This window comes from Erythrobacter ani, assembly GCF_019204025.1.
Classification (GTDB): Bacteria; Pseudomonadota; Alphaproteobacteria; order Sphingomonadales; family Sphingomonadaceae; genus Erythrobacter; species Erythrobacter ani.
The window spans coordinates 90860-114516 of the sequence record NZ_JAGSPB010000001.1; the positions used below are offsets into that span (position 1 = coordinate 90860).

General features: G+C 59.1%; 30 protein-coding genes. 9 read left to right on the forward strand and 21 right to left on the reverse strand.

Annotated elements, in window-relative coordinates:
• The first annotated feature begins 90 nt into the window (after positions 1–90).
• Both astD and rarD read left to right on the forward strand, forming a co-directional pair.
• Entirely contained in the window at positions 91–1503 is a 1413-nt protein-coding gene (astD, locus tag KCG45_RS00455; RefSeq protein WP_218315197.1) for a succinylglutamate-semialdehyde dehydrogenase, read from the forward strand.
• 338 nt (positions 1504–1841) lie between these two features.
• Positions 1842–2765 (forward strand): EamA family transporter RarD, encoded by a 924-nt coding sequence (gene rarD / locus KCG45_RS00460; RefSeq protein WP_218315198.1) that lies wholly within the window; start codon positions 1842–1844, stop codon positions 2763–2765.
• On the opposite strand, the gene pyrC is transcribed toward rarD, so the two are convergent.
• Positions 2762–3799, reverse strand: coding sequence for a dihydroorotase (gene pyrC / locus KCG45_RS00465; RefSeq protein WP_218315199.1), 1038 nt, complete (start codon positions 3797–3799; stop codon positions 2762–2764). The genes rarD and pyrC overlap by 4 nt on opposite strands.
• A gap of 66 nt (positions 3800–3865) precedes the next feature.
• Here pyrC and KCG45_RS00470 point away from each other — a divergent pair, with 66 nt between their 5' ends.
• Together KCG45_RS00470 and ygfZ are read left to right on the forward strand one after the other, a co-directional pair.
• Positions 3866–4759, forward strand: coding sequence for an ATP-grasp domain-containing protein (locus KCG45_RS00470; RefSeq protein ID WP_218315200.1), 894 nt, complete (start codon positions 3866–3868; stop codon positions 4757–4759).
• Positions 4756–5487: a CAF17-like 4Fe-4S cluster assembly/insertion protein YgfZ gene (gene ygfZ / locus KCG45_RS00475; protein WP_218315201.1), complete on the forward strand. Its 732-nt coding sequence runs from the start codon at positions 4756–4758 to the stop codon at positions 5485–5487. Before KCG45_RS00470 ends, ygfZ begins: the two co-directional genes overlap by 4 nt.
• A 1-nt stretch (position 5488) precedes the next feature.
• Here ygfZ and KCG45_RS00480 read toward each other — a convergent pair whose 3' ends face one another.
• A complete protein-coding gene (locus tag KCG45_RS00480; RefSeq protein ID WP_218315202.1) occupies positions 5489–6085 on the reverse strand; it encodes a TetR/AcrR family transcriptional regulator in 597 nt (198 codons plus the stop codon).
• Between the two features lie 30 nt (positions 6086–6115).
• Between KCG45_RS00480 and KCG45_RS00485 the strand changes: the two genes are divergently transcribed.
• Entirely contained in the window at positions 6116–7045 is a 930-nt protein-coding gene (locus KCG45_RS00485) for a metal-dependent hydrolase (RefSeq protein ID WP_218315203.1), read from the forward strand.
• 77 nt (positions 7046–7122) lie between these two features.
• Here the strand turns inward: KCG45_RS00485 and KCG45_RS00490 are convergent, their stop codons facing one another.
• The 3 genes from KCG45_RS00490 to rplU form a co-directional block, all read right to left on the reverse strand.
• On the reverse strand, positions 7123–7680 hold the full coding sequence (locus KCG45_RS00490) for a GNAT family N-acetyltransferase (protein WP_218315204.1): 558 nt from the start codon (positions 7678–7680) through the stop codon (positions 7123–7125).
• Between the two features lie 225 nt (positions 7681–7905).
• The gene (rpmA, locus tag KCG45_RS00495; protein ID WP_218315205.1) at positions 7906–8175 is read right to left on the reverse strand and encodes a 50S ribosomal protein L27; all 270 of its coding nucleotides are present in this window, start codon (positions 8173–8175) and stop codon (positions 7906–7908) included.
• A gap of 12 nt (positions 8176–8187) precedes the next feature.
• Positions 8188–8706: a 50S ribosomal protein L21 gene (gene rplU, locus KCG45_RS00500; RefSeq protein ID WP_218315206.1), complete on the reverse strand. Its 519-nt coding sequence runs from the start codon at positions 8704–8706 to the stop codon at positions 8188–8190.
• A gap of 236 nt (positions 8707–8942) precedes the next feature.
• Here rplU and KCG45_RS00505 point away from each other — a divergent pair, with 236 nt between their 5' ends.
• On the forward strand, positions 8943–9449 hold the full coding sequence (locus KCG45_RS00505) for a hypothetical protein (RefSeq protein WP_218315207.1): 507 nt from the start codon (positions 8943–8945) through the stop codon (positions 9447–9449).
• Positions 9449–10147 carry a Crp/Fnr family transcriptional regulator gene (locus tag KCG45_RS00510; RefSeq protein WP_218315208.1) on the forward strand — a complete coding sequence of 233 codons (699 nt, stop codon included), beginning with the start codon at positions 9449–9451 and terminating at the stop codon, positions 10145–10147. The genes KCG45_RS00505 and KCG45_RS00510 overlap by 1 nt, the downstream gene beginning before the upstream one ends.
• A gap of 42 nt (positions 10148–10189) precedes the next feature.
• On the opposite strand, the gene KCG45_RS00515 is transcribed toward KCG45_RS00510, so the two are convergent.
• The 16 genes from KCG45_RS00515 to coxB form a co-directional block, all read right to left on the reverse strand.
• A complete protein-coding gene (locus tag KCG45_RS00515; RefSeq protein ID WP_218315209.1) occupies positions 10190–10630 on the reverse strand; it encodes a hypothetical protein in 441 nt (146 codons plus the stop codon).
• Between the two features lie 76 nt (positions 10631–10706).
• Entirely contained in the window at positions 10707–11171 is a 465-nt protein-coding gene (locus KCG45_RS00520; protein WP_218315210.1) for a molybdenum cofactor biosynthesis protein MoaE, read from the reverse strand.
• 12 nt (positions 11172–11183) lie between these two features.
• Positions 11184–11426 carry a MoaD/ThiS family protein gene (locus KCG45_RS00525; RefSeq protein WP_218315211.1) on the reverse strand — a complete coding sequence of 81 codons (243 nt, stop codon included), beginning with the start codon at positions 11424–11426 and terminating at the stop codon, positions 11184–11186.
• A 2-nt stretch (positions 11427–11428) separates the two neighbouring features.
• Positions 11429–12487: a GTP 3',8-cyclase MoaA gene (moaA, locus tag KCG45_RS00530; RefSeq protein WP_218315212.1), complete on the reverse strand. Its 1059-nt coding sequence runs from the start codon at positions 12485–12487 to the stop codon at positions 11429–11431.
• Positions 12480–12794: a Rossmann fold domain-containing protein gene (locus KCG45_RS00535; RefSeq protein WP_218315213.1), complete on the reverse strand. Its 315-nt coding sequence runs from the start codon at positions 12792–12794 to the stop codon at positions 12480–12482. The genes moaA and KCG45_RS00535 overlap by 8 nt, the downstream gene beginning before the upstream one ends.
• Complete coding sequence (locus tag KCG45_RS00540) at positions 12794–13171, reverse strand: dihydroneopterin aldolase (RefSeq protein ID WP_218315214.1); 378 nt, start codon at positions 13169–13171, stop codon at positions 12794–12796. Before KCG45_RS00540 ends, KCG45_RS00535 begins: the two co-directional genes overlap by 1 nt.
• A 12-nt stretch (positions 13172–13183) precedes the next feature.
• The gene (locus KCG45_RS00545; RefSeq protein WP_218315215.1) at positions 13184–14086 is read right to left on the reverse strand and encodes a class I SAM-dependent methyltransferase; all 903 of its coding nucleotides are present in this window, start codon (positions 14084–14086) and stop codon (positions 13184–13186) included.
• Positions 14086–15495, reverse strand: a complete 1410-nt coding sequence (gene thrC, locus KCG45_RS00550) for a threonine synthase (RefSeq protein ID WP_218315216.1) — start codon at positions 15493–15495, stop codon at positions 14086–14088. Before thrC ends, KCG45_RS00545 begins: the two co-directional genes overlap by 1 nt.
• 61 nt (positions 15496–15556) lie before the next feature.
• Entirely contained in the window at positions 15557–16123 is a 567-nt protein-coding gene (locus KCG45_RS00555) for an SURF1 family cytochrome oxidase biogenesis protein (RefSeq protein WP_218315217.1), read from the reverse strand.
• The gene (locus KCG45_RS00560) at positions 16120–16509 is read right to left on the reverse strand and encodes a DUF983 domain-containing protein (RefSeq protein ID WP_255547875.1); all 390 of its coding nucleotides are present in this window, start codon (positions 16507–16509) and stop codon (positions 16120–16122) included. The genes KCG45_RS00555 and KCG45_RS00560 overlap by 4 nt, the downstream gene beginning before the upstream one ends.
• Positions 16509–17387, reverse strand: a complete 879-nt coding sequence (locus KCG45_RS00565) for a cytochrome c oxidase subunit 3 (RefSeq protein WP_218315218.1) — start codon at positions 17385–17387, stop codon at positions 16509–16511. The genes KCG45_RS00560 and KCG45_RS00565 overlap by 1 nt, the downstream gene beginning before the upstream one ends.
• A gap of 47 nt (positions 17388–17434) precedes the next feature.
• Positions 17435–18013, reverse strand: coding sequence for a cytochrome c oxidase assembly protein (locus KCG45_RS00570; protein WP_218315219.1), 579 nt, complete (start codon positions 18011–18013; stop codon positions 17435–17437).
• Complete coding sequence (locus KCG45_RS15400; RefSeq protein ID WP_255547876.1) at positions 18010–18138, reverse strand: cytochrome c oxidase system small membrane protein; 129 nt, start codon at positions 18136–18138, stop codon at positions 18010–18012. The genes KCG45_RS00570 and KCG45_RS15400 overlap by 4 nt, the downstream gene beginning before the upstream one ends.
• Positions 18135–19082, reverse strand: coding sequence for a heme o synthase (locus tag KCG45_RS00575; RefSeq protein ID WP_218315220.1), 948 nt, complete (start codon positions 19080–19082; stop codon positions 18135–18137). The genes KCG45_RS15400 and KCG45_RS00575 overlap by 4 nt, the downstream gene beginning before the upstream one ends.
• Before the next feature lie 122 nt (positions 19083–19204).
• Positions 19205–20938 (reverse strand): cytochrome c oxidase subunit I, encoded by a 1734-nt coding sequence (ctaD, locus tag KCG45_RS00580; protein WP_218315221.1) that lies wholly within the window; start codon positions 20936–20938, stop codon positions 19205–19207.
• 52 nt (positions 20939–20990) lie between these two features.
• A complete protein-coding gene (coxB, locus tag KCG45_RS00585) occupies positions 20991–22046 on the reverse strand; it encodes a cytochrome c oxidase subunit II (protein ID WP_439648891.1) in 1056 nt (351 codons plus the stop codon).
• Between the two features lie 230 nt (positions 22047–22276).
• Between coxB and pyrE the strand changes: the two genes are divergently transcribed.
• Entirely contained in the window at positions 22277–22882 is a 606-nt protein-coding gene (pyrE, locus tag KCG45_RS00590; protein WP_218315222.1) for an orotate phosphoribosyltransferase, read from the forward strand.
• A gap of 18 nt (positions 22883–22900) precedes the next feature.
• Positions 22901–23656 carry a pyridoxine 5'-phosphate synthase gene (locus KCG45_RS00595; protein ID WP_218315223.1) on the forward strand — a complete coding sequence of 252 codons (756 nt, stop codon included), beginning with the start codon at positions 22901–22903 and terminating at the stop codon, positions 23654–23656.
• Position 23657 lies beyond the last annotated feature (1 nt).

Below are 23657 nucleotides of genomic sequence, written 5' to 3' on the forward strand. Positions count from 1 at the left end.
TCACACTACCGACTTTGTTCACGGCTAACGCTGTGGTTGCTTGGGAAGCAGTTTTTTGGGGAAGATGAAACGAAAGGTGACCTGTGAAGCGTGTCCGATAACGTTCTGATTTCCTATGATCCTGCGACTGGAGAAGAGCTTTGGCAGGGTACGCATGGTGACGTCGATGCGGCCGTCAGCGCGGCTCGACGAGCTTGGCCATCCTGGGCTGCGCGCCCGCTCGCGAACAGGATAGAGCTTGTCCGCAGGTTTGCTAACGAAGTCCGAGCCGAAGCCGAGGGTCTCGCCGAGTTGATTGCCCGCGAAGCGGGAAAGCCGCTGTGGGAAGCAAAAACGGAAGTCGATGCCGTTATAAACAAAGTCGATATCTCGGTCGGTGCCTACGCCGAAAGAACTGGCAAGAAAAAACTCGACAGCGGGCTCAACGGCAGTGCCTCAGTCCGACACAAGCCTCATGGTGCGATGGCGGTGCTCGGCCCGTACAACTTCCCGGCACACCTTCCCAATGGCCATATCATCCCTGCATTGATCGCGGGGAATGTGGTCCTGTTCAAACCTTCGGAAAAAACGCCTGCAGTCGGGGCGGCGCTGGTTGAGTGCTTTCGCAAAGCCTCATTCCCCGAAGGTGTCGTTCAGCTGATCGTGGGCGGACCTGACGAAGGTAAGGAGCTGGTCGCTCACCCGGGCATCGACGGCGTTCTTTTCACAGGCTCAGCAAACGCCGGCATCGCAATCAATCGGAAGCTCGCCGCAAACCCGGGCAAGATCGTCGCTCTCGAAATGGGTGGCAACAACCCGCTGGTCGTGACCAACACACCGAAGTTGAAAGATGCGGCGATTCTTATCGTCCAAAGCGCATTTACGACAGCAGGTCAGCGTTGCACCGCCGCACGCCGTCTGATCGTGATCGACAGCGTTTACGGCGCGCTGATGGGAGAGCTTACATCGCTTACCAAGAAACTGATCGTCGGTGATCCTCTGGGCGAACCGCAGCCGTTTATGGGGCCGGTGATCGACAACGACACGGCCGACCGCCTGAGCGAAAGCTTTCTTGCCCTGGTCACCGCCGGGGGCAAACCGATCGCCCACCTGCGCAGGCCCGATCCGGACAAGCCTTTCCTTACCCCTGGGATCATCGACACGACCGATATCGAGGATCGCCCCGATATCGAGCTGTTCGGACCAATCCTTCAGGTAATCCGAGTACCCGATCTCGACAGCGCCATTACCGAGGCAAACAACACCCGCTTCGGCCTGTCTGCCTCGCTGATCGGCGGATCGCCCGAAGACTACGGGCGCTTCTGGGCCAACATCCGTGCAGGCATCATCAATTGGAACCGGCCAACCAATGGCGCATCATCGGGTGCGCCATTTGGCGGTATCGGCCTGTCCGGCAACCATCGCCCTGCTGCCTTCTACGCCGCAGATTATTGTGCCTACCCGGTCGCCAGCACAGAGATGGAACAACCCCGCGCGACGATCGGGGTTGGCCTGAAAGATTGAAAACCGCAATTTCACGGCCTTTTCCGGCTTTTGCAATTTGCACCGCTGAAACGAAAACGCCCCCACTCCCGAGAGGAATGGAGGCGTCTTCCACGGCTGGTGGTTGCCGCGCTCAGGCCGTTGGTGGGGACGGCCCAAGGAATAGGAAAGGGGCGTAGTCTCGCTAAGGAATGCCAGCCCCTCTCGATGTGGTTGTTCATATATAGTCTTGATTATCTGAACGAACCACAATCTGACTTGAAAGGTTTTGTTCAGTAAAGCTCGGTGAAATCTGAATGAGTTTGAGCGCAAGCTGCGCGCTTGCGTGGTCCTCGGGCGGAGCCTAGGGCCGCCAGTGCATGGCAACTTCCCAAACCGCACCGCAGGCCGCACCCCGCTCAAAGCCCTCCGGCCTGCCCGCAGCGCTTGGTGCATACGTCATATGGGGCTTCATGCCTCTCTACCTTTTGCTGGTCACCGCAGTTCCACCGTTCGAATTCGTCGGTTGGCGGATAATCTGGACGCTTCCGTTCTGCCTATTGTTCGTTGCGCTCCGGAAGCAGTTCCCCGCTTTGCGCGCCGCCATTGGCAATCCGCGCACGATGCTCGCCCTACTCGCAAGCGCGATACTCATCGCCATCAACTGGTTCGTCTATATCTGGGCGATCATGGAAAACGAGGTCTACGCGGCGAGCCTTGGGTATTATCTGAATCCACTACTCAATGTCCTGCTGGGCACGCTTCTATTGAAAGAGCGGCTGAGCAAATGGCAGTGGCTCGCTGTCGCTATCGCTGGCAGTGCGGTCGCCCTGCTAGCCGCAGGCGCGCTCACGACGCTGTGGATCAGCCTGACACTCGCACTCAGCTTTGGAATGTACGGCATTGTAAGAAAACAGGTTGCCGTCGGGTCATTGCCCGGCCTGACCATCGAAAGTGCGATCCTCCTGTTACCGGCGGCAGGCATCGTTTGGTGGTATGCCCAGAGCTCCGCCGGTTCGACTTTCGGCGTCGATCCAGTGCTTAGCGCTACAATCGCGTTTTCCGGGCTTGTGACCGCTGTACCCCTGCTCATGTTCGCCATCGCAGCGAAACGGATGGAATACTCGACCCTCGGCTTTATTCAGTATCTCGCGCCGACCATCGTCTTCATCCTCGGTCTCACGATCTTCGGCCAAGAGCTCAAGCCGGCCCAGCTCGGCAGCTTCCTGCTGATCTGGACTGCGGTTGCAATTTTCGTTGCTGATCTATGGGCAAAAAGCCGGCAAGCTAAAGGTACGGCCTAGTCCGCCAATCGCCAAAAGAGCCTCTGCCCGGCATGAAACGGGACGATGTCTTCACCAATCATCGGCAATGTTTCGGGAACGGTTACCTCCGCCCGTTCGAGCGTGATTTCCTGTTCGTTGACCGGCAAGCCATAAAAGCCAGGCCCGTGGAGCGACGCGAACCCTTCAAAATGCTCGAGAGCGCGCTCCTCTTCGAACACCACGAGATAGCTTTCAAGCGCAAAGGGCGCGTTGAAAATCCCTGCGCATCCGCAAGCGGATTCCTTGGCTGAGCGCAGATGCGGCGCGCTGTCTGTCCCTAGGAAAAACTTCGATGAACCCGATGTCGCCGCGTTACGCAGAGCCAGTCTGTGTGTCTCGCGCTTTGCCACTGGCAGGCAGTAATTGTGTGGCTGGATGCCGCCAACCAGCATCGCGTTGCGATTGATATGGAGGTGCTGCGGCGTGATCGTTGCGGCCACGTTAGGGCTGCTATTCTCGACAAATTTCACAGCATCCGCCGTCGTGATGTGCTCGAATACTACCTTAAGCTTCGGGAAATCACGGACGATGGCGCGCATGTGGCGCTCGATGAATTCCGCTTCGCGGTCGAACACATCGATGTCGTGATCTGTCACTTCACCGTGAATGCACAGCACGATACCTTCGGCTTCCATGCGCTGAAGGACGGGGTAAATCTTCGAGACATCGCTTACGCCGCTTGCCGAATTGGTTGTCGCATTGGCGGGATAGAGCTTTGCGGCGGTGAAGATTCCTTCGGCGGCCCCGCGCGCGAGATCGTCAGGATCGGTCGTGTCGGTGAGATAACACGTCATCAGCGGTTCGAACTCAGCGCCTGCTGGCACTGCCGCACGAATGCGCTCCCGATATGCGTTGGCAAGCGCAGCCGTGGTTACGGGCGGGTTCAGGTTCGGCATCACGATCGCGCGGGCGAACTGGCGCGCGGTGTAAGCCACTACGCCGCGCATAATATCGCCATCGCGAAAATGCAGATGCCAATCGTCTGGGCGGCGGATCGTGAGGCTATCGGTCATGCCCGATCCCATAAGCGCGCGCGATAGCTCTTTCCAGTCCCGCCGCACCCGAATAGAGGACGCAGCATGCCGACCATCGCATTCCTCGCCTGCGAGACTACTCTCCCCGGAAGCGGCGACCGCCGGGGCGACGCATACGAACACGATCTGATGGTTGCTGCTCTGCAGCCCTCTTTCGACAAGCACGGCCTCGACCTGCGGGTTATCGATTGGGAAGCGCCGCTCGAAGATTTCGGCGGCGTGGATCTTGCGCTGCTCGGGACGGCCTGGAATTACCATGACAAAGCCGAGATATTTCTCAACCGGCTCGAGGAACTCAGCGCGGGAGGCATAACCGTCTGCAATCCGCCCGGCATCGTGCGGTGGAATGCGAGCAAGACGTATTTAGTAGAGCTTGCAGAGAGCGGCGCGCGGACCATTCCAACGCGTTGGCTGGATGACGTCACCGCTGCCGACGGACTTGCAGCGATGAACGAATTCGAATGCGAAAAATTGGTTGTCAAACGGCAGGTCGGCGCAGGGGCGATCGATCAGATTCTGCTGCGCCGTGAGGCGCTACCCAACGAGAATTGGCGGTTTGGCCATCGCGCGATGATCCAGCCATTCCTCCCGGCAATCGCCAGCGAAGGGGAACTCAGTTTCATCTTCATCGACGGAAATCTGAGCCATGCCCTGCGCAAACGTCCAGCCGCCAGCGATTACCGCATCCAGTCGCTTTATGGCGGGACAGAGACCGTCTACCATCCTTCTGCAGAAGAAATCGCAGCCGCAGCCGCAATCATCGCTGCACTTCCTTTTCCAGTGCCCCTCTATGCGCGGATCGACATGCTAAGAGCCGAGGACGGTGCGCTAATGGTCATGGAAGCCGAGCTGATCGAACCCTATCTCTATCCTGAGCAGGGGCCAGATCTGGGAGATCGGATCGCCAGCGCGATAGCAAAGAGAGTGGCGCCGAAATGACCGCAAAGAGATTTGATAAGAGATCCATCATCCGCGTTGCTCCGAGAGATAGCGAGGAGAACGTCGCAGACTTCCTGCAGGGTCTGGTCACCAACGACGTGGCGAGCGGGCTTCCCACCTATGCGGCCCTTCTGTCCGCCCAGGGCAAGGCGATGTTCGACTTCCTCGTCTGGCGCGGGGAGCACGGGGCATTGCTGCTCGACTGCGAAGCCGAAATCGCTGATGACCTTGTAAAGCGTCTCTCGCTCTACCGATTACGGCGCCCGATCGACATAGCGCGAGACGAGGGATTGGCCGCCTATTGGAGCCCTGAGCCATTCGAGGGCGCATCGATCGATCCGCGCCTGCCAGGGCTTGGCTATCGCTCAGTAGCTCCGTCAGGGTCGGGCGATAGCGCCGACGCAGCCTATCTTGCTACGCGGCTGGCGCTGGGAGTGCCTGAAGGCAACGCGGAATTAGGCGATGTACTCTGGCTGGAAACCAACGCTGTCGAACTTCATGGTGTGAGCTTCGAAAAGGGTTGCTACATCGGCCAGGAAAACACAGCGCGGATGAACTGGCGCCAGAAGGTCAATCGGCGGCTAGTGATCGTTCCCCTTTCCGAATCGCAGGAGAAACGGCGCAAGGCGGCGTATCCCGACCTCGGCCTGGCGGTCGATCATCTGCGCGTCGCCGATCTCGATCCGCAGATGCTTCCGCAATGGCAAGCCTCAGCGATCGCCGACTAGATCAATTCTGATAATGCTCGGCCATTGATGCTTCGAGGTTGGCAGCGGCCCGCTCTCGCGCCGTATCGCGCGGCAGACCGAGCGATTTGGCCAGCGCCGCGCCGATCAACGCATCGCCCAGCGCGAGCAAGACCAGACTAAGCGTGTCCTTGTGCACATGCATGTCATCACCATGCGTCTCCGCCTCCTCAGGCGCGATCTCGTCCACGAGTTCATGAATGGTCGAAATGATCGGATTGAGCGCGTCTTCATTCCCGGTCAGCAACATCCAGCTGGTCAGTGCGCCGGCTCCCTCGCGATCGAACGCGTCGAAAGCGAGGTCAACGACTTCGCGCGCTGAACCAAGCCCTGCGCGGCTGGCGCGAACGGCATCTATGATCGTTTCGCATACCGTTTTGGCGAGATGTTCTGCCAACGCCTTTTGCAGCCCGGATGCCGAGCCGAAATGATGTAGCAGATTGGCATGCGTGCGCCCGATCCGGCCAGCCACCGCTTTGAGCGTGACCGATTGCGGCCCCGTCTCGATGAGTAAAGCGCGCGCGGCCTCAAGGGCGGAACTACGCGACTCTTCTGGCGTTAACCTCTTGCGACTTGTCATTAATTTGCATCCCTAATAAAAAGTAAAGCCATGAACAAGCAAACCTCGTTCGAAATCGACCGCTCCAAGCCTGTCGATAGTGCCCGGAAGGGCGATGGCTCGCTCGGCCTTGCCCGCGGCAGTGCAACGCCTGCGGAACACGAGTTGATCGTTCGAAACGAGCGTTTCCCCAGGGAAGCGATGGTCCCCCGCCACTGGCACTCCGGCGATCCCGTCGCGACCGCATGGTACAATTCGGTGTCCGCCAGCCTGCCGCGCGGTGAGGCATTCTTCATTGATACCCTGCGGCTGTTTCGCGACGACTTGCCCGCCGAATTGGCACGCGAAGTGAAGGCTTTCACGACTCAGGAGATTAACCACACCCGTGAACATGTGGCTTTCAACAGGCTCGTGTCCGACCACGGCTACAACGTGGAAAGCATCGACCAAGGTATCCAGGCCATGCTCGCGCTGACCGAGGGACGGCCCAAGGAATTCAATCTCGCCATCACAATCGCCCTCGAACATTTCGCTGCGATAATCAGCCGTCATCTGCTGCAATATCCCGAATATCTGGACGGTGCAGATCCGGTCGCTGCAGAGGTCTGGCGCTGGCATGCGACCGAAGAAATCGAACACAAGGGCCTCGTGTATGACGTCTGGCTGCATGCAACGCGCAATTGGAGTGCGTGGAAACGGTACAAGACCCGCGCAATGATCGCGGCCCTTATTACGAAAAAGTATTTCGGCAATCGGATCCGGGATGCGATCGGTTTGCTGGAGCAGGACGGCTTCACCCGGAAACAGGCAAAGCGTAAGCTGTACGCATTCCTGTGGTGGAAACCCGGCATGATGCGCCGCATGTTCGTCGAATGGGCGAGCATATTGAAACCGAGTTTCCATCCTTGGCAGCATGACGACCGCGAGCTGATCCAAAAATGGGAAAGCCCATACAAGGACGCGGTGATGCCCGCCGAATAAAGCGGTAGAACCCGAAATTGAAAACCCCGATGCTCGGTCGAGCAATCGGGGTTTTCTTTGGATCAGAAGAATCTAGATCAGGCAGCTTGGATCGCAGCGACGGTCATGTGCACGGCATCTCGCCCCGCCAGAGATATCTCATACTCGGCTGTCGGAGCCTTCGCTCCTCGTCCGCACGAATGGCGTTCGACCACTCTTCCTGTCGGTGCGAAACCAAGCTTGCGCAGGACAGTCCCCGATGCGGGATTGTCGAGGAAATGCGATGCTACGACGGTTTCGTGTCCGAGTGTTGGGGCAATGGCAAGCACGGCCGCACCGGCCTCGGTCGCGAAGCCTTGCCCCCAAAAGGGGCGCGCGATCCAGTATCCCAGTTCGACAGCATCTGAGCGGTCGTCCAGTGGATCGATGCCAATGCAGCCTACCACTTCGGAGTCGCTCGCTCTGGTAATCAGAAAGCGCGGAAACTTAGGCTCGATCGGTAAGGATACGAATTCGCGGGCGTCCTCTGCGACATATGGCCAAGGGGCACGGGCAAGATTGCGCACCACACCTTCGTCGGAAATACCTGCAAGTACTCCCTGCCAGTCTTCCGGCCAAATCGGTCTTAACAACAATCTGTCGCTGCGATGGAACACGAACTCTCTCTCCTCAACAAGGTCGAGACCGCCCCTGTTCAAACAGATAGGGACGATCCATGACGAATACATGGCGGCAAAATAAATATTCCGCCGAAATGTGAGGGAGATACGACAAGAGGGAGACGGGCTCCCTGATTACCAGGAAAGCCCATCTCCCTCTTCGTCTGCCGACTTATCGGCTGGGACCGTCCTGGAGGACGATCCCTTTAACGAACCGTCCGGTTATTCGGCTGCTTCCGCAATCGCGTCGACCGACACGTATTTGCGGTCTTGCTTGCCTTTGTGGAATCGCACCACACCATGCTCGAGCGCGAATAGCGTGTGATCCTTGCCCATCCCGACATTGGTGCCCGGATAGAATTTGGTGCCGCGCTGACGCACGATAATGTTGCCAGCAACCACGTTTTCGCTGCCGAACTTCTTCACACCAAGACGGCGACCTGCTGAGTCGCGACCGTTACGCGATGAACCGCCTGCTTTTTTATGTGCCATGGTTCTACGTCCTTACTTGCTATCGTCAGCCTTGGGCGCTGCCTTTTTGGCAGGCGCTTTCTTGGCTGGTGCTTTCTTCGCGGCGGGCTTCTTCGCAGGAGCCGCCTTCTTTGCTTCGGTTGCCGTCGCTTTTGCTTCGGCGGCCGCGCCCTTGGCTGCAGGCTTCTTGGCAGGAGCCGCTTTGGCTTCGGTCTTAGGAGCAGCGGCCTTTTTGGCCGGCGCCTTCTTCGCGCCTTCGCCCACGTCAGTAATACGCAGCAGCGTCATCTGCTGACGATGACCGGCCTTGCGGCGATAGTTGTGACGGCGACGCTTCTTGAAAACAACGACCTTCTCGCTCTTCGCCTGCGCGATGATCTCTGCCGAAACGCTCACCTTGGAAGCGTCAGCGACATTGTCGCCCTCGCCTGCCAGCAGGACGTCGCCCAGCGTGATCGTGTCGCCGGCTTCACCAGCGAGTTTTTCAACGGCAATTTTATCTCCGGCGGCAACCCGATACTGCTTGCCGCCCGTGCGCACTATCGCGAACATGGCTTATACTCTCAATCTCTTGGCGTGTCTGATATCGCGCGGACGGTTCCGCACCAATCAAACGGCAATGCGGCGCTGCAAAGGATGCAGCGTCGGAAAGATGGTCGCCGTTAAGGGAAACACCGGCTCAAGTCAACGCTCCTTCGCGGACATTTTGCCCAAATACCGACATTTCCGATTCTCGATCGTTGCCGGGTTTCCGCAGTGTTACCATCGTGATATTCGCTGATGTCACAATGAATCGTGCAACTCCATCCTTTCTAATGGCGGCAGTCGCTGCCGCGACGCTCGCCGGATGCGCCGGGGACAGCGGGCGCTATCCTTCGCTCGCCGTGCGCGATGTGGAACGGGCCATGGGCCAGTTCACGCCAGCCGCAGTAGAGAATGCGGAACCGATTCGTCCGGTCGCGTCAGCTGCCGACTTGGCGCAGGTGACGCGGCGCGCGCAGGAATCCCACCGCCGGTTTCAGGATGCCCGGTCCGGTGCGACTCGGCTTGTCGAAAGCGCTCGCGGCCTGAGCATCGAAAGCAATGCGCGCCAGCGCGCTCTTGTAGCCCTCGCCGACCTTACGACCCTGCGCAGTGACACGACCCTCGCAGTGGGCGATCTCGACCTGTTGAAAGCCGAGGCAGCGACCACTTTTGCGCCAACAGAGGAGATCGACGCAGCGCGTGCGGAGGTTGCGGCTTTGGTTGATGAACAAAACAGCGCGCTCGATCACCTGTGGGACCAGCTTCGATAGTGAACCTCACCTGCGAAACCTGCCCCGTAAAAGAGAGCGCCGCTTGCGCCGTTTTGACGGAAGAGGAGCGCGATGCCCTTGCCTCGGCAGGCCGAACGCGTGCATTGAAACGCGGCGAAATGCTGTTTGCTGCGGGTGACGAAGATGCTGCTTGTGCCACATTGGTTTCAGGCGCGCTGAAAGTTTCGGCTATAGACCAGGATGGAAACGAGCAGATCCTCGCTCTGGTTCACCCATCGGGCTTCATCGGCGAGTTGTTTGCTCCGTTCGCGCATCACGATGTCGTCGCGCTTACCGAAAGCCGCCTTTGCACCTTTGCTCGCAAAGATATCGAACGCGCCATCGAAGAATACCCTGCACTTGCCCGCGCGCTACTAAGGCGAAGCCAAGAGGACCTTCTGGCAACGCGCAGCCTGCTCGAGCTGACGGCGCAGGCCGATGCCGAAACTCGGCTTGCCGCCCTGCTCCACGATTTCGCGGCGGCTGCAAGCCAATCGTCCTGTCACCTCGCGGATGAATTCGAGTTGCCGCTGACCCGAGGTGAAATCGCCAACATGCTTGGACTGACGATCGAAACCGTGAGCCGCAAACTTGGCGAAATCGAAGAATCCGGAGCGATCCTGCGCAAAGGAAAACGCGGGATCGAACTGGTCGACCCCGCGCTTCTTCAGGCCCTCTCTGGCCGCCAGACCATTTAGGCCCGGCAGATATCCAGCGTCTGGGCAACCGAGCCCCTTCGATCACACCAGCGCGGCGATCGTGATTGCAGCGCAGGCCCAAAGTACGATGAGAACTGGCAGGATCAGGACCTGGATCGCCGCGTCGCGCGGAGCGAGCCGCCCGGTGTTGGTCATGATGCCGACCTGCTCGAATTTTCCGCTGGTCATCGGCTTGGTTTCGTTGTTCGCCAAGCGAGTCCAGATGGCCGGAACACCAAATCCGGCAATGATGAATACCGCGAAAATCGCCATCGGGATGAGGAGCCCTGGTGTGCTGAATGCCGCGAACATGAGGCCGATAAAGGCGAGGTAGCAACCGACGGTCGCCGCATAGAGAGCTGTAGGCAACTCGAAATTGCGGTCGGTGTCGACTTGGTGTCGAGGGCCATTCGGAATGTGGACAGGGGCATCGACAATGCGCGCCTCTCCGCGGGCGATAAGGTCTTCGACTTGCTTACTCATGGGGCTTCTCCTTGGTTGGAAGGAGATTTATGCGCTGCGGTGACGTGCCACCTTGATTCAGATCAAATTGCGAGAATTATTCCGATTTCCAGCGCGCGAGGTCACTGTGGTCGGCGCCGCGCGGTTCGATCCAGTGCCAGGTCCCACCGCGCAGTTCGCGTTTCCAGAACCATGCTGCACTCTTGAGATGGTCCATCGCAAAATCGACTGCGTTGATGGCATCTCTGCGGTGACGCGAAGCAGCGGCCACGCAAACGATCGGATCGCCCGGCACCATCCGGCCCAGCCGGTGAACGATCGTTATCGCCGTGATATCGAAGCGGTCCCGTGCCGCTCTCGCAAGATCTTCCATACCCGGGAGCGTGAGCGGTTCGTAATGCGACAACTCCAGCGCTTCTACGTCGCCGCTTGAGCTGACATATCCGGTGAAGTTTGCGACACCGCCTTTGCTCATGGTGCTATCGGCGGTCGCCTGGATGATCTCCTGCGGGTCAAACGGGCCGTCCAACAGCCGAATATCCTCGAACATTAGGCGCGGCATCGCATTGCCATATCAACCTCCACTCACTGGCGGCAGCAGCGCGACCTCATCCCCATCCTTCGCTTGGAGAGAGGTCTTGTCTGCGAGGACTCTCCCACCGCAGGCAATATTGACGCGGTCATCGGCAAGCTGCTGCGCGATGTCAGTGCCGACCGCCCCGATCAAACCGGTCCAGTCGAGCGGTGCGGGGACAGCCCGACTCTCCTCGCCAGCCGCGTCGCGCAACGGACCGAGAAACAGGATCGTGACGGTCAACCCTAACCCCCAGTCATCGACATGTGGCGCGGCTGAGCAGGCTCCGCTCCGCGCTCGTCCATCCGGAAATGGTGTTTCTCCGGCTTGATCATCATCGCCTGCGCCAGTGCATCGGCCAGATTTCGCTCGGGATTATCCGAACGCAGGGCCGCTCGCAGATCAACGCGCTCCGCTCCGCCAAGGCAGGGGTAGAGCTGCCCCGTCGCGGTGACCCGGAGCCGGTTGCAGCCCGCACAGAAATTCCCTGTCAGCGGCGTGATGAGACCAAGCCGCCCGCCGGTTTCAGCGATCCGGACATAGCGCGCAGGTCCGCCTGTGCTGTGATCGATGTCCTCAAGCTGCCAGCGCTGCTCGAGTCGATCACGGACCACGCTTAGCGGCAGGAACTGATCGAGCCGTTCTTCATCTACGTCCCCCAACGGCATCACCTCTATCAGCGTCACGTCATGCCCTTGCGAGTGCCCCCAAGCGATGAGTTCAGGCAGTTCTTCCTCATTTACGCCTTTGAGCGCAACGGCGTTGAGCTTCACCTTTAGACCGGCATCCCGAGCTGCGGCGATCCCGTCGAGCACTTGAGGCAGCGCATCCCGCCTAGTGAGCACGGCAAAACGATCGCGATCGAGCGTATCGAGCGACACGTTCACGCGGCGAACACCCGCCTTTGCCAGCGCATCAGCGTGCTGTGCCAGCTGCGTCGCGTTGGTCGTCAAAGTCAACTCTTCGAGACCGTGGCCGATGCGCCGCCCCAAAGCGGTGAAGAGATCGACGATATCGCGCCGCACCAGCGGTTCCCCCCCAGTGATCCGTATCTTGCTCACACCGCGCGCAATGAAACCCGTGGCCAACTCATAAAGTTCTTCGAGTGTGAGAACCTCGCGCCGGGGAAGAAACTTCATCTTCTCCGGCATGCAATAGGTACACCGCAGGTCGCAGCGGTCGGTCACAGACAAACGCATATAGGATATCGAACGCTGGAACTGGTCGATCAGCGGGGCCGCAGCTCCGCCGACGGAGATTATGTCGGGGGTGCGTGGTCCCCCAAGGGCTGTCAGCTTATTCATCAAGCGCAATATACTGACCTGTGACGCCGGGCGCATCCCTCAAATATGCGAGCGTTTCCCGAAGGCCCGCGCCCGAGCCACCGATCACGTTGACCCGTTTAGGCGCATATTCGCGGGCTAGATCTCTGGCCAGCGAGCGCCGCCAGTCATCCTGCTCGCTCGTGGCTGCGGGCAACGCGATGGCCAAGGCCGAAACGCCCGGCTGGCTGAGCTTATGTCTCGCCGTCTCAAGATGATCGGCGAAGAACACGGCGCTTGCTGAGAGACCACCGGCCGACAAGATTTCGATGGCCAGCACTTCCTGCATCAGTCGGACGGCCGCTCACGGTGCAGCGTGATGCCGATCTTTTCGTTCGCCTCGGCAATGGCGAGCTTCACGATCTTTACCGTGATCGCCTGTACCCGCGCATCCTGCACGAAAAGCGTTTCACATATATGGTCGGCAACCGCCTCGATCAGCTTGAAATGGACGCCTTCAGGCAAGCCTTCGGACGCCGCGAATTTAAGATCCATGTAGTTCTTGCTCGCATCAAGCGGTGTGTCGGGATCGTAGCGGTCTGCAACATCATAGCGCGCCTGAACGGTAATGCGGAGCGGCTGTGGCTTGCCGGTTTCCTCCGAATAGATGCCGGTAAGGACATCGACTTCGAGATCGGCAACTTCGAGAATAAGCGAATCGTTCATATGATTTTGCCTTTAGCCGGGATTTGACCAGCGTGCGAAGATCGCGGTCGGCATAAGGCGCTGCGGGTGGCGTTCGCCAGCGGGTTCCTCGCGCACCGCAAGATCGCCGTGCTCGATAACTCCCGGCAGGTGGCGCAGCTTTTCATCAAGCAAGCCGGCAAGTGCGACTGAACTCATGCGCACCGCGTAGACGGTCAGGAAAAGAAATGCGCTTTTCTCATCGAGGAGCTTTGCGCAGTCACCGATCAGATCAGGGAGGCCATCTTCGATGCGCCAGGTTTCATTTCTCGGTCCTCGTCCGAATTTTGGGGGATCAAGGATAATCCCATCATAGCGCCGCTCCCTGCGGACTTCGCGAGCAGCAAACTTCGCCGCGTCGTCGACCAGCCAGCGGATTGGGCGATCGCCCATGCCGGATAGAGCTGCGTTTTCGCGGGCCTGGGCGACTGATTTCTTCGACGCATCGACATGCGTGACCTTGCCATGGCCGCTAAGCGCAAGCGTGCCGAGACCGGTATAGCCGAACATGTTCAACGTTTCGGCATCGCTACGCTTGCCAAGTCGCTCACGCATCCACTCCCATACGGGCGCCATATCTGGGAAGAACTGCAGGTGCCGGAATGGTGTCGGCTGGGCGGTGAAGCGAACTTCGTTCCAAGCCAGTTCCCATCCATCCTCGGGAAGCTCTCGTTCAAGATGCCAGCGACCGCCGCCGTCCTCGTCAGAGCCAGGAATGAACTCGCCATCCGCCGGCCATTCGGAAAGCCGCGGCTGCCATAGAGCCTGCGGTTCAGGACGAATGAAAGCGCGGGGGCCGAACGCCTCGTATTTGCGCCCCGCACCGCTATCGAGCAGCCGATACGCGTCCCATCCAGTGCATTCCATCACCACAGGCTGCGATGCGATTGCGGCCATCAGGCAGAGACGGCGTTTTGCAGTACGAAATCGCGCACGGATTCGTATTCGCCGGAGATTTCCGAGAAGTGCTCTTCGCGGCCGAACAGGTCGCCCACGCGCTGCGGCAGGGCCGGTCGCACGCCAACAGCTCGCTCGACAGCATCGGGAAATTTCGCAGGATGTGCGGTGGCGAGTGTCACAATCGGCACATCCTGACCGACCAATCCGGTTTTGCCTGCTTCGATTCCTGCGTGCAGGCCGACGCCAGTGTGAGGGTCGATTACCTGCGCAGTTTCCCGGTACGCCCAGGCGAGCGCCCGCGCGGTATCATCCTGATCGGCACGAATGCTTGTGAAGAGTGCCGAGGCGCCTCGCGCCTGCTCGTTCGTAAGTCGCATCGCCTTCGATGCTTCGAATGCCTCCATCTGTCCCGCCAGCGCCGGGCCATTGCGCCCGCCGCAATCGAACAGCAGCCTTTCGAAATTGGAACTGACCTGGATGTCCATGGACGGTGTGATCGTTGGCGTGACCCCGCCAGCCGAGTAATCGCCATCGGACAGCGCGCGGTGAAGGATGTCGTTGACGTTCGTCGCGACGATAAGCCGCTCGATCGGCAGCCCCATCTGCGCCGCGACATAGCCTGCGAACACGTCCCCGAAATTACCCGTCGGAACGCTGTAAGCAACCTTGCGCTCCGGGCTACCAAGTTGCAGCGCCGAGTAGAAGTAATAGACCACCTGCGCCATCAGCCGGGCCCAGTTAATCGAATTGACAGCCCCAAGCTTTAACGTGCCGGTGACATCCTCATCGCGGAACATGCGCTTAACATGAGCCTGCGCATCATCGAAACTGCCGTCGATAGCGAGGTTGTAGACATTGGCTGCGCGCACCGTCGTCATCTGCCGCCGCTGGACATCGCTGACCCGGCCTTTTGGGTGTAGCATAACGATCGCGACATTATCGCGGTTCGCCACAGCGTTTATCGCCGCCGATCCCGTATCGCCGCTGGTCGCGCCGACGATCATCATCTTTTGATCGCGCCGGGCCAGGAAAGTCTCGAACAGATGGCCGAGCATTTGCAGTGCGACATCCTTGAACGCCAGGGTCGGACCGTGGAAAAGTTCGAGCAACCAGTGTTGCTCGTTCAGCTGGACAAGCGGTGTCACCGCCGCGTGGCCGAAATGTCCGTAAACTGCGGCGCACATTGCATCGAGCTCATCGTCAGTCAGGCTACCCTTCACGAATGGCCGCATGATTGTAGCCGCCAGTTCGGGATAGGGCTTGCCTCGAAGCGCGCGGATCTCCGCTTCGCTGAAACGTGGCCAATCGCCCGGCAGATACAGGCCGCCATCGGCGGCGAGCCCGGCCAGCGTGACGCCTTCGAAATCGAGCCTTGGCGCGCTTCCTCTAGTGGAGATGTATTCCATAAGTTCGCTGCGGTTAGCCCGGTCGAATGGTCAGAGCAAGCAAGCTCGGTTGCGGGTGCCCCTAGTCCTTCTTTCGCAGCCGGGACCGAAGCGCAAAAGCATAGATCAGCAGAGCTGTGAGCGCGAACAGGAACCATTGTCCCGCATAGGCAAGGTGATTGTTGGGCAAGTCGCTTGGATCGGGACGCACGAGCGGCTTCAAGTCGGCCTGAGGCGGATCGGCAACCAGGCGTGGGCCCGGAGCGATCACGCCGCTGACTTCTCCTCCGTTCCACGCAGGTGCTTCGATCACGCGCGAAAATCCAAGGTCGATAAGAGCTGTGCCTCCATCGATTGCGCAGGTGTAGCGCTGAGCCCAGCCCTTCTGGCCGCTGTGCGCTGTTCCCGCGACAGTCTCCACTTTAACCACTTCGCCGCAATCGAGTGTAGCGCGGCGAAACCAGACATCTTTGCCATCCCCGGCTACCGGGAAACGCGCCTCGTCGCCGGCAGCGATTGCAGCATCATAGCGCGCGAGCAGCTCAGCCTTCTCGTCCGCGCGGCCAAGTTGCCAGAAGCCCAGCCACGCCATCGTGATCACCGCAGCTACAACGACTACGGTCGGGAAAATGGGAATGCGATCCGTCATTCGGCGGCGGGCCCTTCCTGCGTTTGCACTTCAAATTGGCGGTAAAGGAGCGCTGTCTTGTAAAGCCGCAGCACGGCGATGACGGATGCAATCGTGACAGGGCCCCAGAACAGGACCTGAAGCCAGAACGGGGGCGCAATCTTCATGTCGATAACGGTGGCAAGGCCGATCAGAGCTGCGGCGATCAAGACGGTGACAAGACCCGCGAGACGTCCCCCGCGCTCCAATCCGGTAAAATCGAGCTGACAGCTTTTGCACTTGAGCGCGATGCGGGCCGGTGCTTCGAACAGCGTGGCATTCTCGCACCGCGGGCACAAACCAGAAAGGGCAGCCTGGACCAAGCCCGGCTGCCCCTTCTTGTGGTTCGGACTTTCGCCCGTGCTCATCAGTGTACCGGCGCGCCCCAACCGCCCCAGATGTAGATGGCGATGAAGAGGAACAGCCACACAACATCGACAAAGTGCCAATACCACGCAGCAGCTTCGAAACCGAAGTGTTGGCGCGGAGTGAAGTGGCCCTTGTACGCGCGGAAGAGGCAGACGGCGAGGAAGATGGTGCCGATGATCACGTGGAAACCGTGGAACCCGGTCGCCATGTAGAAAGCCGAGCTGTAGGTATTCTGGCCGAAATTGAACGGTGCGACAGCATACTCGTATGCCTGGATCGCGGAAAACAGCACGCCAAGCGCGATGGTGGCCCAGAGACCCTGTTTCAGGCCTTCACGATCGCCATGGATGAGCGAATGGTGGGCCCAGGTCACAGTCGTACCGGAGCACAACAGGATCAACGTATTGAGAAGCGGAAGGCTGAATGGATCGAGCACTTCCATGCCTTCGGGCACTAAGCTCGCCTGCGCACCGGCGACACCGAAATTGTTAATCGTCTCCTGATCGGCGGTTCCTGCCCCAATCACCTCGAGCGGAGTGGGGAACAGGGCAAAGTCGAAAAAGCTCCAGAACCACCCGACAAAGAACATCACTTCGGACGCAATAAAAAGAATCATGCCGTAACGCATGTGCAGCTGAACCACGGGCGTATGATCGCCCCGCTGCGCCTCTACGACGATGTTCTTGAACCACATGAAGAAGGTTGCGATCAGCCCGGCGAGGCCCGCCCACATCACGATGCTGCTCGCCGTACCGAACAGGTCCGGGTAGAAGCTCAGAACCATGCCACTGGTAAAGGTCAGTGCCGAGATCGAGCCGACAAGTGGCCAGATGTCCGGTTCGAGAATGTGATAATCGTGGTTTACGTTGCCAGCCATTGTTTGCGTTCCATCCCTAAAGGATACGTGGTCAATCGGTTTGCGCGTCAGGAATCCGTGCTTACGGCCTCTTTCGCGCGGTGAAAAGTGTAACTCAGCGTAATCTGTTCGACATCGGCCATGAACTCGTCTTCGAGGATCGCCGGATCGACATAATACAGCACGGGCATGTTGACTTCCTGCCCCGGCTGCAGCGTTTGTTCGGTAAAGCAGAAGCACTGGATTTTGTGGAAATACTTGCCCGCTTGCGCTGGCTCGACATTGAAGGTTGCCGTGCCGGTAATCGCAACGCTGTCGTCATTACGAGCGATGTAGCTCGCGATATCGCGCTGACCGATGCGTACGGTATCGGTCGCTTGTGCGGGGCGAAAACTCCATGGCACGTCGCGCGCTGTCGAAGCATCGAAGCGGATCGATATCTCGCGGTTGATGCCCGCTTGAGCAGCCTTATTGGCATCAGCCTCGCTAGCGATCTGGGTGGTACCACCGAAGCCTGTTACCCGGCAGAAAAGATCATAGAGCGGCACTGCAGCGTATCCCAGGCCGAGCATCGCCAATGCGCCGAGTAGCGCAAGACCGCCCGTGCGCAGGTTCTTGTCATCGATCGAAGGATTGGCCGCACTCATTGGCTGCCCAGCCTTGCAATGGTTATAAGGTAGAAGAGGACGACGAAGAAAATCAGCGTTCCGCCGAGAACGAGATTGCGCGCTTTCTGGCGCCGTTTGGTTTCCGTTTCATCTTCGGGCGTCATGCGAGCATTCCCGCGGAAATCAGCCCGCTTTTCTCAAGGACACGATCCGCGACAAGCGCGCCGAAAAGGATGAAAAGGTAATAGATGCTGTATTTGAACAGAGTCTTTTCCTCGGTCATCATGTCTTCATCGGCGCGGGTTCGCGTCCCTACCGGCATTGCAAGCGCCAGGAACAGCAACGATAGGACGACCGCTACCGATCCATAAACCCAGCTCGTCGCTCCGATCGCCCATGGAGCGATCGCCACTGGCGCGAGTAGGACAGTGTAGACGAGAATCTGGATGCGCGTCGACCGCTCGCCTGCGACGACTGGCATCATCGGAATGCCGACCTTGGCGTAATCGGATTTCATGAACAGCGCGAGCGCCCAGAAGTGCGGCGGCGTCCACATGAAAATGATCGCAAACAACAGCACCGGCATGAGCGTTATCTCACCGGTTACCGCAACCCAGCCAATGAACGGCGGGAATGCCCCCGAACCGCCACCGATAACGATATTCTGCGGCGTTCGCGGCTTGAGCCACATCGTATAGATAACGGCGTAGTATACGATGGCAACGGCGAGGGAAGCTGCGGCCAGCCAGCCGATCGCGACGCCCATCAATCCTACCGATGTCACCGAAAGGAAAACCCCGAAATCACGGGCGTCCTCGCGCCGCATGCGTCCGCTTGGCAGGGGGCGATTGGCAGTGCGCTTCATCCCCTTGTCGAGATCAACTTCCCACCAATGATTGAGAGCGGCCGAACCGCCAGCGCCCATCGCGATGGCAAGGATCGCCGTGAAACCGAGGACAGGATGGATGCTGCCCGGAGCCGCGAGTAAGCCGCAGATGCCGGTAAAAATCACCAGCGTCATCACGCGCGGCTTCGTCAGCGTGAAAAAATCACGCCAATCTGTCGGCATAGCCTGCGATTTTGCGGTCGGGGTTAAAAGCGTTTCCATCAAGTCGTACTGTTTCGGTTCTCTATCGAAGAGAGAGCGCGCCATTGCCAGCGCGCCCTCTCATTGTTCTATCCATCATCCGGCCGGGCGGCGAACACAGCGGCCCCAACCCAGTCCTGCGATCAGGCTGTCGCAGGCCGCTCATCGCGCGGCATGTGGTCATGGTAATCGTGATGATCCTCGATGACGGGCAGTGTTTCGAACTGGTGGAACGGCGGCGGGCTGGACAGCGTCCATTCCAGCGTCGTTGCCCCTTCACCCCAAGGGTTGTTTCCGGCCTTGCGGCCAGCGGTGAACGCGTAAGCCAGGTTCGCGAAGAAGATCAGCATCGAACCTGCCATGATCAGATAGCCATAGGTGCTGATCTCGTTCCAGAATGCGAACGCCTCGGGATAGTCCGGATATCGGCGCGGCATGCCGTTCATCCCGAGGAAGTGCTGCGGGAAGAAGATCACGTTCACGCCGACGAAGAACAGCCAGAAATGAATGTGGCTGAGCAACTCGCTATGCATCTTGCCACTCATCTTCGGGAACCAGTAATAGAAGCCCGCGAAGAGCGAGAAGACCGCGCCCATCGACAGTACGTAATGGAAGTGTGCCACCACATAATAAGTGTCGTGAAGGTTGTCGTCGATGCCGCCATTGGCAAGCACGACGCCGGTCACACCGCCCACGGTGAACAGGAAGATGAAACCCATCGCCCAAACCATCGGCGATTTGAATTCCATCGATCCGCCCCACATGGTGGCGATCCAGCTAAAGATTTTCACGCCGGTCGGGACCGCGATGACCATGGTTGCCGCCGTGAAATACATCTTCGTATTCACGTCTAGCCCTACCGTATACATGTGGTGCGCCCAAACGATGAAGCCGACGACGCCAATCGCTACCATGGCATAGGCCATGCCAAGGTAACCGAACACCGGCTTGCGGCTGAAGGTCGCCACGATCTGCGAGATCATGCCGAAGCCAGGCAGAATCATGATGTAGACTTCCGGGTGACCGAAGAACCAGAAAAGGTGCTGGTAAAGGACCGGATCGCCGCCACCGGCAGGATCGAAGAAGGTGGTGCCGAAGTTACGATCGGTCAGCAGCATCGTGATCGCTGCGGCGAGCACAGGAAGTGCGAGCAGCAGAAGGAACGCGGTCACGAGCACCGACCACACGAACAACGGCATCTTGTGCAGGGTCATGCCCGGCGCACGCATGTTGAAGATAGTGGTGATGAAGTTGGTCGCGCCGAGGATCGAGCCAGCGCCTGCAAGGTGCAGCGAGAAGATCGCGAAATCGACCGCCGGGCCGACCGACCCGGTCGTCGAAAGCGGTGCGTAAACTGTCCAACCAACGCCTGCACCCGGTCCTGTACCGCCCGGCACGAACAACGAGAACAGCAGGCTAAAGAAACCGGCCACAGTCAGCCAGAACGAAACGTTGTTCATCCGCGGGAACGCCATGTCGGGCGCGCCGATCATAAGCGGAACGAACCAGTTGCCAAAACCGCCGATCATGGCAGGCATGACCATGAAGAACACCATGATGAGCCCGTGGGCGGTGATAAACACGTTCCACATGTGCAGAGCAGTGTTGATATCGCTCGTGCCGCCCATGAACTGGGCCCAGAACTGCAGGTACTGAATGCCCGGCTCAGCCAGCTCCATACGCATGATGCCTGAGATTGCGCCGCCCACAATCCCCGCGATGATCGCGAAAATCAGGTAGAGCGTGCCGATATCCTTGTGGTTGGTCGACATGAACCAACGGGCAAAAAAGCCCGGTTTGTGGTCCGCATGATCATGCGAGTGATCCCCGCCATGTCCGGCGGTCGGGGCGTCAAAACCTTCTGCGGTGGTTGCCATCGTTCAGTGTCTCTCGGTTCAGTCTTATTCGTCGTTCAAATTCTTGCCGCGCTCAAGGAGCGGGAATGTCGGCGTCGGCTGCATCGCTGTCGGCGTCGACTTCGACACCGGTTTCCTGGCCCAGCGGAAGAGCTTCTTCAGCGGCTTCCTCTGCGCCGGGCAGGGAGCCACCCTGCTCCAAAATCCACGCTTCGAATTCCGCCATCGGCAGCGCTTCGACAGCGATTGGCATGTAGGCATGGCGAGCGCCGCACAGCTCAGAACATTGACCATAATACAGGCCAGGCTCTTCGATGGTCAGCATCTTTTCATTCAGGCGGCCAGGCACTGCATCGATTTTGAACCACAGCGAAGGCACTGCAAAAGCATGGATCACGTCGGCGGCGGTTGTCTGGATCCGCAGCGGCACACCGGCAGGGACAACCATACGGTTATCTACGGCCAGCTGCGCCGGCTCGCCATTTGCAATGGCATCGGCATCGGAAAGCATGTTCGAGATGATCTCGACTTCGCCGTGATCCGGATAGGTATAACCCCAGTACCACTGATACCCAGTCGCTTTGATCGTAATCGCGTCTTCCGGCGGCGTTTCGTACTGCCGAGCGAGCAAGGTGATCGAAGGCACCGCGATAATCACAAGGATGATGACGGGAACGATCGTCCAGACAACTTCGATCAGAGTGTTGTGCGTGGTCTTCGAAGGCACCGGGTTCGATTTGCGGTTATAGCGAACGATAACCCACAGCAGCAGCCCGAGCACGAACAGACTGATGAGTGTGATCACCGGCAACAGGATGTAATCGTGCATACCCAGCGCATAAGCGCCATCGGCTGTGTACTGGTCCTGGAAGGTCATGCTCGCCCAGATGTCATCCTCGGCGCTTGTCGGCATTCCTTTGCCTTCGACCGGGTCCATCGGGACATAACCGCTGGATGCGTCAGGCGCCTCGGTTTCGCCGGCAGGAACTTCCATCGGCTCCGCACTGGCCGGGACATCTGCCCCAACAACTTCCTGTGCAATTGCTGCTTGCGGCGCCAAAACTGCCATCGCTGCGGCGAGGAGCGCTATAAGCCCCAATTTCAAACGGGTGTGGATATGACCCATCATAAAGGTGTCCAGATCGCTTTCGATTTTAATCCCATGCCGTCCAACTGGAATTGCTTCAAATTCGAGCCATTCCGAACAGCGCCTGTGCCGACACTTCTGTCAGCTTTGCGTGCCTATTAGCGGCGCTTGCCCACTGCCTCAAGCGCTTCTAGGGAGAAAATTATGCAATGCGCCATGACAGATGCGCAAGACAGCCCGTTTCAAACCCACAAAATTGGTTTCTCCAGCTTATGAACACCCCTGCAAACCTGCCACGCACCGAAGAAGAAGTGCTTGCCGAATTCCGGGCGTCCGGCGCACTATTAGAGGGCCATTTCCAACTGTCATCGGGCAAGCATAGCGGCCACTATCTTCAGTGCGCGCGTGTGCTCATGAGCCCTGCCCGGGCCGCGCGACTCGCCAAAGCGATGGTGGCTGGCATCCCCACAGACGTGGTCGAGCGGATCGACGTGGTGGTGTCCCCCGCGATGGGCGGGATAATAGTGGGTCACGAAGTTGCACGCGTTCTCGGCAAGGATGCGCTCTTTCTTGAGCGGCCCGAAGGCACATTTCACCTCCGCAGAGGCTTCGCACTCGACACTGGTGCGAGGGTCTTGATGGTCGAAGATGTCGTTACGACCGGCCTTTCCAGCCGCGAAGCGATCGACGCGGTCGCTCGGGAAGGCGGCGAGGTGATCGCCGAGTGCGCATTGATCGATCGTTCGGTTGGCAAGGTGGAATTGGGTGTGCCGTTCTACCCACTCGCGGCGTTCGATTTTCCCACCTATGATGCCGACAGCGTCCCGGAAGCGCTCGCCCGCATACCTATTACAAAGCCGGGAAGTCGTAAGGCATAGGCCGCGAGATAAGTATTCATGAACGCATCGCTCCATCCCAACCCTCTTAGGCTCGGCGTGAACATCGATCATGTCGCTACCATCCGCAATGCGCGCGGCGGCGACCATCCCGATCCGGTGCGAGCGGCTGAAATCGTCGCGAACGTGGGCGGCGATGGCATTACGGCTCACTTGCGTGAGGATCGGCGGCACATCCGTGACGAAGACCTTGCGCGCATACAAGACGCGACCGATCTGCCGCTGAACCTGGAGATGGCAGCGACGCGCGAGATGCTCGACATCGCACTGCGGCACAGACCTCACGCAGCCTGCATCGTCCCGGAAAAGCGCGAGGAACGCACGACTGAAGGTGGACTGGACGCGGCGGGTCTTCATAACACGCTTGTCCCCATCATCGATGAACTTCGTGGTGCTGGCATTCGCGTGTCGCTATTCATCGAAGCCGACGAGAGGCAACTCGAAACCGCGCTCCGCCTTGGTGCTCCCGTCGTTGAATTTCACACCGGCGAGTACGCGCATGCCATTCTCGATGGGGACCGCGATCGCACGGCGCGCGAGCTCAAACGGATTGCCGACATGGCAGCGCTTGCAGCCAAAAACGGGATCGAGCCGCATGCGGGCCACGGTCTGACGTTCGACAATGTGCAGCCTATTGCAGCCATTCCGCAGATCGCTGAGTTGAACATCGGCCATTATCTTGTCGGAGAAGCAGTGTTCGTTGGCTTCGAAAACGCGATTCGCCGGATGCGCGACCTGATGGACGATGCGCGCTAAC

Excerpts from the sequence above, each read along its gene's own strand:
- rarD (WP_218315198.1), top strand. The coding sequence starts at position 1,842 with ATGGCAACTTCCCAAACCGCACCGCAGGCCGCACCCCGCTCAAAGCCC.
- pyrC (WP_218315199.1), bottom strand. The coding sequence starts at position 3,799 with ATGACCGATAGCCTCACGATCCGCCGCCCAGACGATTGGCATCTGCAT.
- KCG45_RS00470 (WP_218315200.1), top strand. The coding sequence starts at position 3,866 with ATGCCGACCATCGCATTCCTCGCCTGCGAGACTACTCTCCCCGGAAGC.
- ygfZ (WP_218315201.1), top strand. The coding sequence starts at position 4,756 with ATGACCGCAAAGAGATTTGATAAGAGATCCATCATCCGCGTTGCTCCG.
- KCG45_RS00480 (WP_218315202.1), bottom strand. The coding sequence starts at position 6,085 with ATGACAAGTCGCAAGAGGTTAACGCCAGAAGAGTCGCGTAGTTCCGCC.
- KCG45_RS00485 (WP_218315203.1), top strand. The coding sequence starts at position 6,116 with ATGAACAAGCAAACCTCGTTCGAAATCGACCGCTCCAAGCCTGTCGAT.
- rpmA (WP_218315205.1), bottom strand. The coding sequence starts at position 8,175 with ATGGCACATAAAAAAGCAGGCGGTTCATCGCGTAACGGTCGCGACTCA.
- rplU (WP_218315206.1), bottom strand. The coding sequence starts at position 8,706 with ATGTTCGCGATAGTGCGCACGGGCGGCAAGCAGTATCGGGTTGCCGCC.
- KCG45_RS00505 (WP_218315207.1), top strand. The coding sequence starts at position 8,943 with ATGAATCGTGCAACTCCATCCTTTCTAATGGCGGCAGTCGCTGCCGCG.
- KCG45_RS00515 (WP_218315209.1), bottom strand. The coding sequence starts at position 10,630 with ATGAGTAAGCAAGTCGAAGACCTTATCGCCCGCGGAGAGGCGCGCATT.
- KCG45_RS00520 (WP_218315210.1), bottom strand. The coding sequence starts at position 11,171 with ATGCCGCGCCTAATGTTCGAGGATATTCGGCTGTTGGACGGCCCGTTT.
- moaA (WP_218315212.1), bottom strand. The coding sequence starts at position 12,487 with ATGAATAAGCTGACAGCCCTTGGGGGACCACGCACCCCCGACATAATC.
- KCG45_RS00535 (WP_218315213.1), bottom strand. The coding sequence starts at position 12,794 with ATGCAGGAAGTGCTGGCCATCGAAATCTTGTCGGCCGGTGGTCTCTCA.
- KCG45_RS00540 (WP_218315214.1), bottom strand. The coding sequence starts at position 13,171 with ATGAACGATTCGCTTATTCTCGAAGTTGCCGATCTCGAAGTCGATGTC.
- KCG45_RS00545 (WP_218315215.1), bottom strand. The coding sequence starts at position 14,086 with ATGGCCGCAATCGCATCGCAGCCTGTGGTGATGGAATGCACTGGATGG.
- thrC (WP_218315216.1), bottom strand. The coding sequence starts at position 15,495 with ATGGAATACATCTCCACTAGAGGAAGCGCGCCAAGGCTCGATTTCGAA.
- KCG45_RS00555 (WP_218315217.1), bottom strand. The coding sequence starts at position 16,123 with ATGACGGATCGCATTCCCATTTTCCCGACCGTAGTCGTTGTAGCTGCG.
- KCG45_RS00560 (WP_255547875.1), bottom strand. The coding sequence starts at position 16,509 with ATGAGCACGGGCGAAAGTCCGAACCACAAGAAGGGGCAGCCGGGCTTG.
- KCG45_RS00565 (WP_218315218.1), bottom strand. The coding sequence starts at position 17,387 with ATGGCTGGCAACGTAAACCACGATTATCACATTCTCGAACCGGACATC.
- KCG45_RS00570 (WP_218315219.1), bottom strand. The coding sequence starts at position 18,013 with ATGAGTGCGGCCAATCCTTCGATCGATGACAAGAACCTGCGCACGGGC.
- KCG45_RS15400 (WP_255547876.1), bottom strand. The coding sequence starts at position 18,138 with ATGACGCCCGAAGATGAAACGGAAACCAAACGGCGCCAGAAAGCGCGC.
- KCG45_RS00575 (WP_218315220.1), bottom strand. The coding sequence starts at position 19,082 with ATGGAAACGCTTTTAACCCCGACCGCAAAATCGCAGGCTATGCCGACA.
- ctaD (WP_218315221.1), bottom strand. The coding sequence starts at position 20,938 with ATGGCAACCACCGCAGAAGGTTTTGACGCCCCGACCGCCGGACATGGC.
- coxB (WP_439648891.1), bottom strand. The coding sequence starts at position 22,046 with ATGATGGGTCATATCCACACCCGTTTGAAATTGGGGCTTATAGCGCTC.
- pyrE (WP_218315222.1), top strand. The coding sequence starts at position 22,277 with ATGAACACCCCTGCAAACCTGCCACGCACCGAAGAAGAAGTGCTTGCC.
- KCG45_RS00595 (WP_218315223.1), top strand. The coding sequence starts at position 22,901 with ATGAACGCATCGCTCCATCCCAACCCTCTTAGGCTCGGCGTGAACATC.